The organism is Dyadobacter frigoris (assembly GCF_005280585.1).
Classification (GTDB): domain Bacteria; phylum Bacteroidota; class Bacteroidia; order Cytophagales; family Spirosomataceae; genus Dyadobacter; species Dyadobacter frigoris.
Genome location: NZ_SZVO01000018.1, coordinates 20,302 through 32,726 on the forward strand (window position 1 = coordinate 20,302; position 12,425 = coordinate 32,726).

Below are 12,425 nucleotides of genomic sequence, written 5' to 3' on the forward strand. Positions count from 1 at the left end.
CGCCATGAAAGAAATCCAACCACCAGCGTATCTAACTTGCCTTATTAACCGGCTTATTGCACCGCATCTGCGTGAGCAGATACTCGGCGATTTGCAGGAGCGATATATCCGCCTCGCGAAGGCGCCAGGAGCCGCCAGCGCCAGGAGCCGTTACTGGCTTGAAGCATTGGCCTACATACGGCCCGCATTTATTAAAAGACAAAAAAGTGAATATCCGTCAACCGCGCGGCGGTCCGACCCTTTTTATAACTCAGATATGATACGGAATTATTTTAAAATCGCATTCAGAAGTCTATGGCACAATAAGTCCATGTCGGCAATCAACTTTCTTGGGCTGACATTGGGCCTGACTTCAAGCTTACTGATTTTTCTATGGATCAGTGACGAAATTAGTGTGGACCGCTACCATGCCAATGGGCATCAAATATATCGGCTGATGTGGCGGCAGATATCAGAAGGCAAACGGATGGCTATGGGGTCAACGCCCGGGCCTACTTCCGTAGAGTTTAAAAAGAAATATCCGGAAATTGTTCGTGCTTCAGTTTTTACAGCCAGAAGTAAGGCTATGACATTTCAAGTCGGAGATAAGGTCGGCAAGGAAACAGGCGACTGGGCCGGACCTGAGTGGTTTAAAATGTTTAGCATAAGATTGCTGGTCGGTTCCACGGAAACGGCATTGAAGGCCCCTTATAGTATCTCAATTTCTCGGAAACTGGCACAAACGTATTTCGGAAATGTTCAAAGCGCTATAGGGAAATCCATCCGGATCGAAAACAAGGAGGAATTTCAGGTTACCTCAGTTTTTGAAAACCTGCCTGAAAACACCTCACAGAAATATGACTTCTTGCTTCCGTGGGATGATTTTACGAGACAAATGCCATGGGCAAAAGAATGGGGGAATCCAAGTCCATGGACATTAGTACAGCTGCGAACAGATACAGACATAACTGCTTTTGATGCTAAAATTAAACATGCGCTACGCGGATACCTGGGTATAAATTCCAAAAATGCCAAGCAGTTTGATGTAGAATTGTTCCTTCAACCCTATGAGGATATCTATCTGCATTCGGAGACAGACAACGGAGAAATTTCAGGTGGAAGGATTGATTACATTAGGCTGTTGAGCATTGTTGGCGTTGTGGTGCTCTTGATTGCCTGCATTAATTTTATGAACCTGTCAACTGCACAATCTGCTAAAAGAGCGAAGGAGGTCGGTGTACGAAAAGCGGTGGGAGCCGACCGGTGGCGACTTATTATTCAATTTATAGGAGAAGCCCTTTTGCTTACTTTGGGGGCTGCTTTTGCTTCGCTGGGATTAATCATGTTACTGTTACCGGGTTTTAACCAGCTTACCGGAAAAGCGATTGTGATGCCCTTTACAGACTTTAATTTTGCGATGGGTATGCTGATTATCGTAGCGGTAACAGGCATTTTAGCAGGTAGCTATCCGGCCCTGTATTTATCGTCTTTGCGTCCTATCAGTGTTCTGAAAGGCATTCTAAAGTCCAAACGGTCTGCCACAGTACTACGCGAGGCTTTGGTTGTGATTCAGTTTACTATTTCGATTGCGCTAATCATTGGAACGTTTGTCGTGCACCGGCAGATGAGCTTTATCAATAAGAAAAATCTGGGATTTGACCGCGAAAATCTGATCTATGTTCCTATGGAAGGAGCACTGTTGGAAAGGTATGGCACCTTAAAACAGGAACTGCAACATATGCAGGGCATTCAGGGGGTTTCCAGGATGGATTATCAGCCCAGTAGTATAAGCAGTGGCACAACGCAGGTTGATTGGACAGGGAAAGATCCTTCTGCAAGTATTGAGTTTGCACAGGTTTCTGTTGGCTATGATATGGATAGTGTCTTAAAAATGAAGCTGCAAGACGGTCGTTATTTTTCTGAGGCGTTAGCCTCGGATTCAGCCGGATTTGTTATTAATGAACAGGCTGCCCGAAGGATCGGATATAAAAATCCGGTTGGCCAACCATTGACATTATGGGGAAAGCCGGGTAAGATTCTCGGGGTAATGAAAGACTTTCATTTTCAGTCGCTCAGAGAACCGGTCAAACCGTTGATCATGTGGTTTGGAGAAAATAACAAATATGGCAACCTGCTTGTGAGAACGCAGCCAGGACAAACCCGGCAGGCTCTGCTCAGTCTTGAAGCAGTTTGTAAAAAGCTCAATCCCAGCTTTGTTTTTACTTATAACTTTGCAGATCAGGAGTATGAGAAGATGTATAAAAGCGAACAAGTTGTTAGCACATTGGGCAACTATTTCGCGGTTTTGTCGATTTTTATAGCCTGCCTTGGACTGTTTGGTCTTGCTTCATTTATGGCTCAGCAACGGATAAAAGAAATCGGGATCCGCAAAGTGCTTGGCGCAACAGTGATTGGTATTGTTAAGCTGTTGCCAAAGGATTTTCTCAGACTTGTTTTTATAGCCCTTCTGATTGCCTGCCCCGCAGCTTGGTGGGCAATGGATAAATGGTTGAATGGCTTTACATATAAGGAGCAACTGTCATGGTGGATTTTTGCTGTCACAGGCGGTTCGGTTATCGCAGTAGCATTTCTGACGGTGAGTTTTCAAAGTGTCAGAGCAGCACTACTGAATCCGGTGAAGAGTCTTAAAAGCGAGTGACTAATTGACCGGAAGATTATACCTCAGATCTTCCGGTCCGAAATCAAAATAAAATGATAAAACCAGATGCAACCGTTTCTGTACCGTTCCTGGTTTGACGCTCCTTTATTGGTTTTGGGTTCTGCGTTTACTCGAAGCCATTGAGGTGTAATTTGCGTGACTGCTTTAACTCACAGCTCGGACGGTTTGGGAAAGGGAAACCTGAAGTTTTATTTGCCGAAGTTTTGGGATTTTAGAAATGGAGATACATCAAAAGACAAAACGCTTGCGGAGTAGCTATTCTTTAACCATTTTTTTGCCATGATATGATACGAAACTATTTTTAAATCGTTTTCTGCAACCGGATAAAATGAACGAATGTATTCGCAGATCAACACTGCTATACTGGCTGACTTTCATTGGACTTGGAATGAGCTGTCCTGACAAATCCTTCCATAACTTCGAAACCCGACCTATGATGGAATAGATTGGTATCCAGGTTCTGTTACAGGTAAGCTTTGCATGGCGGCTTTCTGTGAACAAAATAGCTTTGGCGGATCATTTGAACCGTCTGAAAGGTAGATAGTTTTGATAACCGGGAATGGGAGATTCTTTGAACATCTGGCCGAGCTATTGGAGTTAGCTGAGGAAATTTTCTCAAAGCAGCCCAATTGAGATAAATATACATTTTTCTCGTTTGACTTTGCTTATTTTTGTAAACAGAAGAATGGCTCTGGGGTTACCGAAAATATTGATAAAATGTTAATGATTGACAAACTTGCCTGGATTGAGATAAGAGATAAAGCAATTCTCTCAACACGAAGTTATGGTAAAGACAAATTTTATATTCCGGGAGGCAAACGGGAAGCCGGTGAAACGGACGCACAAGCCATAATCCGTGAGATAAAAGAAGAGCTTAATATTGACTTAAAAAGCGATTCTCTGCAATTTGCAGGTATTTTTGAAGCGCAGGCACATGGACATGCTGAGGGGATTATTGTGAAAATGACGTGCTATACTGCAGACTATACCGGAGCACTGCAAGCAACCTCGGAAATCGAGGAAATAAGGTGGCTGAATTTTGCTGACCAGGATAAAATCTCGGATGTTGATAAAATCATTTTTGATTATCTTAAGGCGAAAGGACTGCTGGATTGAACACAGAAATTCCGCTGTTGACTGCTCAAAGTGTCACTGTGAACCCCGAGATATGAAGCCAGCATTTTTTTTCGCTCTAAGCGAGTTCATTAATATGCAATGGATTCCTTACTTTCTTTTTCAAGTTCAGAACCAAGATGTTTATTTCTCACCAATCAAGGAAGAATCATGTTCAGTTCCATAAAAAATAACGATAATAGTTATATCATTCTATTGCAGCACGTTTGTTCCGCCATACTCATTGTAATGTAATGCTCGCACAACTGTTATTTGTTTGTCAAAACAACAGCTAATTGCAGCCGATAAATGGTACGATCAGGCTATCTTTTTGTTTGGCATGTTCGGTATGGTATTCATCGGAAATTATCAAGTAAATCCTCTTGGAAAGTTGTGACTATCCCCTAATATTCTAGTCTCCCAAGACATTGTTTCATAATGATTCACCCTTGAAATGATTGAATTTTACAATATGGAAGCTCCGCCAGGAAAAGGCGTAAAGACTGGCTTCATCTGTTGGGTTTTTGACATGCAAATTAGGGTTATCACAATTCTATTTAACCCAACTGGTTAATAAAATAAAAATATAATAATTGAATGAGCACTCTGCTGAATAAATTAGCCAAAAATGGACACTCTTGTTCACTTTTGAACACGCATACCGGCGTCCCATACTTGCATCTTTCTTATAATGAGAAACATACAAAACTAGCATAGTATTTGAATGATCAGTGACGTACCCGGGATCAATTGCGGTTTTTAGAAATTCTCTTTTTTTAAACACGTCTTTGTGGCATTCTCAAACTAAACTATCCTTATGAAGAAAATTTTCTTGTCTGCAATCCTCGCGTTGTACCTTTTTACCAGTGGTAAACTCTACGCTCAACGGGATGTCCTGGCCGGGCGTCTGGATTCGCTCATGCGGGCGGCCCAGCGAACGGGCGTATTCAATGGTAATGTACTGGTAGTGAAAAAGGGCCAGCTTATCTACAAAGCCGCAATCGGATATGCGGATGGAAGTAAAAATTATCCCTTGACACCCGATAAACGTTTCGACATAGGCTCGATTGCCAAAGAATTCAACGGTATAGCGATTATGCTGCTTGCACAACAGGGGAAATTGTCATTAACCGACCGTTTGCAAAAGTATTTTCCCGAACTACCTGCCTGGGCCGACAGCGTAGAAATATCCCACCTGCTCAATTACACCAGCGGACTACCTGTGAGTTCCGGCAATTCCGATGAAGGGATAAAAAAAGAGCTCATGGCTTTAAAGCATCTGACAAATGTGCCGGGCCGTTCCTATGTCTATAGTTACAGTAACGTTTATCTGCAGCAGCGGATTATTGAGAAAGTATCCGGGATGCAATATAATTCTTTCATCGAAAAACATATCCTGAAGCCTTGCGGAATGACGCATACACTAATGGACCTGCCCATTAGTGATACAACGATGGCCATAGCCTTTAACAACAAGTTCGTCAACGAAAAGCCACGTCAGACGCCCACGGGTTGGCCCCGCTTGACCATTGACGATCTCTACCGTTTTTTATCCGCAGCCGACAGCTACAAATTAATATCGAAATCATCTATGCAACAGCTGGCGCAGAGTTTCGGCGAAGGTGAAAGCAGTTTAGGGAATGCAAAGTTTGAAAATGGCGAACTTACCTGGCACCAGCACCACGGTTCCAATTATAATTACGAGGCCCTGATGACACATGATTTAAAGCAGGATCTTTATGTTATTCTGATGACCAACAACCAGAATTTTAAGGTCAGGCCGTTGACTGAGGCCATCATAGCCGTCCTGAACCAGAAGCCTTATACCGTACCAAAACGGTCACTGTATCTGGAATTACGCGAAGAGGTGCTGGCTGATTTTAACAATGGTATTGCCTTTTACCGTCTGGTCAGGGAGCAGAAAAAAGATCAGTATGATTTTTCTTTCGAGATCGGAGACCTGGTCAATACGGGTAAATTTCTCATGCGCCGAAACCGTCCGGACGATGCCGTCAAACTGTTTCAGCTCGGGCTGCTGCTCGATCTTCAGGATAAAGATTATGCCATAGCCTGTCAGTTCATTGCCGAAGCTTATTCCCAGCAAGGAAACCGTGATCTGGCTATTTTATATGCACAAAAGGCGGCCCGAAAAGATCCGGACAACAAGATTGTCCAGTCATTTCTCGAACAGGCATTGAAATGATCGGCGCTGCACCGGACTAACTAATCACCACTTGACAAGTATGTAACTATCTATATTTAAGTAATTTAAATTATATATTTTGTTGTTATTCTGTAAAATTTGTTGGTTTTGGAATCAAAATCTTGCAGAATAAAGCTAGCAAGGCCGAAACAAACACAGTAGTAGAGTTTCCTTTTACCTGGTCTAAAAGAGCAACTATCAAGTAAACATCCTCTGTATTTCCTGGCAAATCAGGTGGACTGGTCTTTTTTTGATGGGCACGTCAAAAAGCATTATAAAGAAGATTCTGGACGGCCGACTCTGTCGATCCGGTTGGTGGTATCCTTATTAATTTCAAAGCATGTGCGGAACCTGAGCGATGAAAACATTGTAGAGCAGTGGGCTGAAAAAGCTTATTATCAATATTTTAACGGTGATTAGTTTTTTACTCCCGGTCCACCTTGTGAGGCAAGTGGCCTTGCTGGTTTTCGTAACCGGATTGGAGCAGAAGGAATAGAATTGATTTTAAAGGAAAGCATTCGCATTAACGGTAAGGATGAAAAGGAAGACAGGGCAAGTATAGATACGACTGTTCAGGAGAAAAATATATTTTATTGGGTGATAGTTAACAATTTGGGCACAACCTGTTTGTTGAATGCTTTTTACATCAATGCTAAGGATGATATTACTTTAAATTTCAGTGGTACCTGCAAAAACTGTCCGAATTTTAATCCAAAACGTCCATTTTCGAACGTTTGAATATTGTTTATCCACTTAAATTTCATTGCAAAGCAATATTTAGATCATGGCATACTATTTGTTATACATTTACAGAACTAATAAACTTGCGTTTATAAATCGCTTATAATTCGGGAAAAGCGCTAATTAATCCGGTTAAATGCATACATAAGTTTTATGAAAGGGACATACCTGGGTGAATTCGAAGAAATTGTACTGCTTGCCGTAGCGATACTGGCAGGCGGTGCTTATGGAGCGGCCATTACTAATGAGATCGAACAGCAAATGGGCCGTACCGTAAACCTGGGCGCAGTCCATGCGGCCCTGCATCGCCTGGAAGAGAAGGGTTTGGTAGCATCGCAAATGGGTGGCGCTACCAAAGAACGAGGGGGAAGACGTAAGCGTTTTTTTCTGGTTACTGCCCCTGGAATCAAGGCACTGAAAAACATTCGTCAAGTCCGTAACCAAATGTGGGATGATATTCCTAGACCTGCCGGAGCATGAAAGATGACCAGCGTATCAAGCCTCCGAAATGGGCCAACAAGCTTCTTCATTTATTCTGTGCTTCACATTTGGTAGAAGAGATCGAAGGAGACCTGCACGAGTTGTTCGAAGAACGTGTGCAGTACGCTGGCGAACAAAAAGCCCGCTTTCGGTATATAATAGATGTTTTTAGTTTGATAAGACCATTTGCCATAAAAGAAAAAGAATCTCTGTATCCAAAGCCACCTTTATTTCAACAAGCCATGTTAAAAAATAACTTCAAAATTGCATTTAGAAACCTTTGGAAACACAGGACCTTTTCATTTATTAATGTGACTGGACTCAGCGTAGGCATGTCAGCATGTTTTCTGATTGCCATGTACGTTCACTTTGAGCTGACTTATGATGCATTTAACAAAAAGGCCGACCGTATTTACAGATTGGCAACGGATTTGAAAACGCCATCGGAAACGCTCAATTACAGCATCAGTTCCTGGGCATTTGCTCCTAATCTGAAAAATGAATTCCCGGAAGTTGAAGCCTTTACAAGACTTGCGACCAGAAATTATCTTGTAAGAAAAGGGGATCTTAAATTCAAAGAAGAAAAGACCGTCTTTGCAGACAGTTCTCTTTATGAGGTTTTTGATTTTGTATTGATAAAAGGAAATCCGCAAACTGCTTTAAAGGGTCAAATGAGCGTAGTTTTCACTGAAAAGACTGCCAAGAAATATTTTGCAGATGCTGATCCGATGGGGCAGACCCTGCTTTTGGGTGACGAGGGTATTCCCGCAATTGTTACCGGTGTGATGCAGGATCTTCCGGCAAATTCTCAAATCAAGGGCGATATCTTCGTTTCGATGAGCTCTTATACACAACGTTTCAACAAAGGGGTAGATGAGAATTGGGGCGATTTTGGTGCGATAACGTATTTGCTACTCAAACCAGGCGCTGATCCAGGTAAATTTTCAACTAAATTTCCGGCTTTTCTCGAAAACCATGCCGGGAAAATGATGCGGGAACAGCAAATGAAGATCTCACTGATCATGGAACCATTGCTGGACGTTTATCTGCATTCAGCACGTGAAGCAGAGGAATCCGGAAACATCAGTAATGTGTACATATTTTCAGTCGTCGCCATTTTTATCCTGCTTATTGCGTGTATTAATTTTGTTAACCTCACTACGGCGCGTTCGGTTGAAAGAGCCAGGGAAGTGGGGGTCAGGAAAGCAGTGGGTGCACCGCGATCAGTTTTAACCAGGCAGTTTATCATTGAGTCCGTGCTGTTATGTTTGATTGCCTTTGTTTTTGCCGTATTGTTATCGGCTATTTCCATACCATTCTTCAACGAACTTTCAGGGAAAATTATAAGCAATGGAGTTATTGAAAGTATGCCATTTGTGGGCGGGCTGTTTATAGTTGCCGTACTAATTGGGTGCATTGCAGGAATTTACCCGGCGTTCGTGCTGTCATCTTTTGATCCTGTTGTTGTTCTTAAAGGACGGTTTTCTACAAGTGCAAAGGGAATTATGTTACGAAAGGGCTTAGTAACCGCTCAGTTTTCCATTTCGATAGCATTGATCATCGCTACTATTGTTGTATATACCCAGGTCGATTTTATGCGCAGTCGTGATCTTGGCTTTTCCAAGGATCAGATGTTGGTTATTTCGGCCGAGACAGGAGCGAAACGTAACGCATTCCAGGAATCTTTGCTCAGTTTGAGTGGTGTGAAATCAACAGCCGCTTCGACCCGTGTGCCTGGATCAAAGAGCAATCAGGCTTATTCTGAGATGGAAAATGTAAAAGGCGAGATGCAAACCGGTAATCTGGAAGTGTATAGCGTGGATTTTAATTTCATTCAGCAATTCGGTTTGAAAGTCGTAGCCGGAAGGACCTTTTCGAAATCTTTTGGTTCTGATAGTTCAAAAGCATTGGTCATTAACGAAGCAGCTGCAAAAATGCTTGGTTATCAGGCACCCCAGGAAGCTGTTGGTAAAAAATATAAGCAATGGGGCCGTGAGGGAGTCATTATTGGCGTGGTTAAAGACTTTCATTTCAAATCTTTACAAGAAAATATCACACCGCTCACATTCCGCTTTCTTGACTGGTGGAATGGCAATCAGGTTTCGGTTAAAATAAGTGGCGGAAATTTTAAAAACACACTTGCCAGCATTGAAAACCAATGGAAGCTGCAAAACCCGGATCGTCCGTTTAGTTATTATTTTATGGATGAATTTTTTGACCGGCAATACGGCAGCGACGAACGATTTGAAAAGCTTTTTTTTGATTTTTCCATTCTCGCAATCTTCATTTCTTGTCTGGGTTTGCTTGGATTGGCTTCATACACAACCACGCAACGTACCAAAGAAATCGGTGTTCGAAAAGTGATGGGTGCATCTACGGGAAGTATTGTCAGGCTTTTATCATAGCGTCGCCTTTGGCATGGTATGGAATGAATACCTGGCTTAAAAAATTTGCTTATCAGACGGATATCCAATGGTGGGTTTTTGCAATTGCCGCTATCCTTTCCGTAACTATTGCTTTCGCAACGATTAGTTTTCAGAGTATCAAGGCTGCGTTAATGAATCCTATTCAAAGTTTGAAAACAGAGTAAAAGGGCTTATTTTTCGTTGCAGATGTGGAAAAAGGCTTGGACAACTCCAGTAGTCCAAAACTTATCCACCTTGTGAATGTACCAGATATCGCCTGTTACCAAATATGCGTGTACCAACACCGAGAGATTCATTGACCAGCTGGCCGGGCTGTTGGAACTTGCCGAGAAAATTTTCGATAAGCAGCTCCACTGAGATAATGCAGGCTGCCTTGCCGCACGTCCAAAACTGGCTCGATCACTGACAAAATATAATGGTGCTACTATCTCTTACAACAAAGAATTTACTTTATTATGCCATGCCAAAATTCCAATACATTGGAGCGTCTTATCCCAACAACATAGTTGGCTTGGTTGAGAAACGTTGACGACTTCGATGTAAAACAGGTCAATCCAGCTTGATGAAGCTGAATTGACCTGTTTTAAAGATTGACATAGTTTAATAAAATCATTGATTTATTTAATGATTTTTTATGTGCTCATCCGTCAATCCAAAGAAGATTTTAATCAATCTTTATACTGTCAATGGCTTTTTCCATCGCATGCTCTTTTACGTCCGGGACTTTTAAACCTTCAGCTCGGAAAACCGTAAGGTCTGTCATGCCCAAAAAGCCAAGGAAAGCCTTAAGATAAGGAGCAACAAAGTCATTAGCTTTACCTGGGCCTTCCGAAAAAATACCACCGGAAGACATTGCTACATAAACCTTCTTCCCGGTAACCTTGCCGACAGGGCCATTTTTCCCATACCCAAATGTTATTCCGGCCCTTGTAACATGGTCGATCCATGCTTTTAGTGCTGTATGGATGGTAAAGTTGATAAGCGGCGCACCAATAACGATGATGTCTACAGCCAATAACTGTTTAACCAGCTCATCAGAAAAGCGAATGGATTCTTTTTCCTCGGCTGTAAGCTGATCTCCGGGAATAAAGAATGTACGAAGGACAGCTGGGTTAAGATGCGGGATTTCCGTATCAACCAGATTTAACTCTTCAACTTTACTGTCCGGATACTTATCCTGAATTTTTTCAATAATTGCGTGGCCGAGCTTGATGCTGTAAGACTCATTACCTTGTAGGCTTGAGATTAAATGAAGGATGCGTTTCATAAGAAATTATATTAATTACTATAACTTTTAAATTTCGAGGTAATGGACGGGCAGCGTAACATTGAGTATTTAGTCACCGGCTTATTCTTTTTGTTACGATGCAAGCTTTCTACGCTCGAATGATCATTGACAAAAGTATTGTTACGAAGTGATCAAAAGTTAGTAGTTACCCAAAGGAAAGCGGTTACCTTTAGGAATGTGCTTATCTTTGTAACTATGAAAATCACAGTAGATGACACGCTTCCGGGCATTGCAGAATGTGCCGGTTCGCTTAAAAATGTAGTTGATGCGCTGTACGTGCTTAACGGAAAATGGAAGCTGCCTTTGATCCTTAGCCTGGTGCAGTCTTCGAAGCGTTTTAATGAAATTCAAAATGAGATTGGTGGGATTTCCTCCAAAATATTAGCTAAAGAGCTAAAGCATTTGGAATTGAATGATTTTATCACACGCAACGTATATCCAACCACGCCAGTAACCATCAGGTATGAAGCGACTGACTACAGTCGAACTTTGCAAAACGTAATGAGGGAACTCAGTGCATGGGGTGGACAACACCGGGAAAAGGTGAAGCAAAGTATGCGGAAACAACCACAAGTGTGAAATTGGTGCAGTTGCTATATTCGATTAAAAGACTTTCTAAAGACGTTCGGTGATAAATTGGTGTAGCGCTTAAATAATTTATTGAAAGACTGCGGGTGTTCAAAACCCAGTTGGTAAGCGATTTCGGCGATAGTCAGCCGGGTGGTGCCTAAGATCACTTTAGCCTTTTCAATTAGCCTGTCATGGATATGCTGTTGTGCACTTTGCCCGGTCAGTGACTTGAGCATATCCGTAAGGTACCTTGATGAGACATTGAGATGTTTCGCTACCTCAAGAACCGTAGGTACACCACCCAACTGCTCTGCGAAACGACTTGCCAAATAGGTATCCATTTGACTGATCAGGTCATGATGAATTGCTTTGCGGGTAAGGAATTGCCGGTTGTAAAAACGATTACTATAATTAAGCAACAATTCGATCAGGGAAACCAGTACATCATGGCTAAAGGTATCAGTACTGTTCTCCAACTCGGAAGCAATGTTTTCAAACAAGTCAACGAGTACTTTTTTCTCTTTGTCCGAGACGAACAACGCTTCGTTCACTGTGTAAGTGAAGAAACCATACTGGTCAATGTTCTTTCCCAGCTGGTAATTGCGGATCAGGTCGGCGTGAAAATATAAGTTATAGCCGTCTTCATAGCAGCTTTCCTCATTCGACATGGTTATTAACTGGTTTGGCGCAAAAAAAGCGAGGCCGCCTTCCTCGAAGTCATAATAATCCTGACCATATTTCACGTTGCCGTTGAAATCTTCCTTAAATGAAACTTTATAGAAATCAACCAGAAAACTCCGTCCGGCGTTTTTACGGCTTATTCTGTCGCTATCATATTTCACCAAAGCGACCAAAGGGTGTAACGGTTTAGGCATACCCAAATCCCGCATATACGCTGAGATGCTTTCGAAAACGTTGGGCTGCGATTTAACTTTCATGATTGAG

The 12,425-nt window shown here is 42.2% G+C and carries 9 protein-coding genes and 1 pseudogene; 8 read left to right on the forward strand and 2 right to left on the reverse strand.

Translation table 11 applies throughout. The features are described 5' to 3' along the window. The first annotated feature begins 4 nt into the window (after positions 1-4). The 7 genes and pseudogenes from FDK13_RS28685 to FDK13_RS36245 all read left to right on the forward strand — a co-directional run bounded on the left by FDK13_RS28685 (position 5) and on the right by FDK13_RS36245 (position 9,786). On the forward strand, positions 5-2,638 hold the full coding sequence (locus tag FDK13_RS28685) for an ABC transporter permease (RefSeq protein ID WP_220417449.1): 2,634 nt from the start codon (positions 5-7) through the stop codon (positions 2,636-2,638). A gap of 744 nt (positions 2,639-3,382) precedes the next feature. Next, a complete protein-coding gene (locus tag FDK13_RS28690; protein WP_229216255.1) occupies positions 3,383-3,775 on the forward strand; it encodes an NUDIX hydrolase in 393 nt (130 codons plus the stop codon). 814 nt (positions 3,776-4,589) lie between these two features. After that, complete coding sequence (locus tag FDK13_RS28695; protein WP_137343464.1) at positions 4,590-5,975, forward strand: serine hydrolase domain-containing protein; 1,386 nt, start codon at positions 4,590-4,592, stop codon at positions 5,973-5,975. A gap of 195 nt (positions 5,976-6,170) precedes the next feature. Further along, positions 6,171-6,395: pseudogene (locus FDK13_RS36750) on the forward strand (transposase); the annotation flags it as partial. Positions 6,396-6,869: 474 nt separating this feature from the next. Further along, positions 6,870-7,196, forward strand: a complete 327-nt coding sequence (locus FDK13_RS28705; RefSeq protein WP_137343465.1) for a PadR family transcriptional regulator — start codon at positions 6,870-6,872, stop codon at positions 7,194-7,196. Continuing rightward, a complete protein-coding gene (locus FDK13_RS28710; RefSeq protein WP_229216256.1) occupies positions 7,193-9,601 on the forward strand; it encodes an ABC transporter permease in 2,409 nt (802 codons plus the stop codon). Before FDK13_RS28705 ends, FDK13_RS28710 begins: the two co-directional genes overlap by 4 nt. Positions 9,602-9,624: 23 nt before the next feature. Further along, the gene (locus FDK13_RS36245) at positions 9,625-9,786 is read left to right on the forward strand and encodes a hypothetical protein (RefSeq protein WP_229216257.1); all 162 of its coding nucleotides are present in this window, start codon (positions 9,625-9,627) and stop codon (positions 9,784-9,786) included. Between the two features lie 500 nt (positions 9,787-10,286). Here the strand turns inward: FDK13_RS36245 and FDK13_RS28715 are convergent, their stop codons facing one another. Further along, entirely contained in the window at positions 10,287-10,889 is a 603-nt protein-coding gene (locus tag FDK13_RS28715) for an FMN-dependent NADH-azoreductase (protein ID WP_137343466.1), read from the reverse strand. Positions 10,890-11,105: 216 nt separating this feature from the next. On the opposite strand from FDK13_RS28715, the gene FDK13_RS28720 reads away from it, so the two are divergent. Beyond that, a complete protein-coding gene (locus FDK13_RS28720; protein WP_137343467.1) occupies positions 11,106-11,489 on the forward strand; it encodes a winged helix-turn-helix transcriptional regulator in 384 nt (127 codons plus the stop codon). A 14-nt stretch (positions 11,490-11,503) separates the two neighbouring features. Here the strand turns inward: FDK13_RS28720 and FDK13_RS28725 are convergent, their stop codons facing one another. Further along, positions 11,504-12,418, reverse strand: coding sequence for a helix-turn-helix domain-containing protein (locus FDK13_RS28725; RefSeq protein ID WP_137343468.1), 915 nt, complete (start codon positions 12,416-12,418; stop codon positions 11,504-11,506). Between the last annotated feature and the right edge of the window lie 7 nt (positions 12,419-12,425).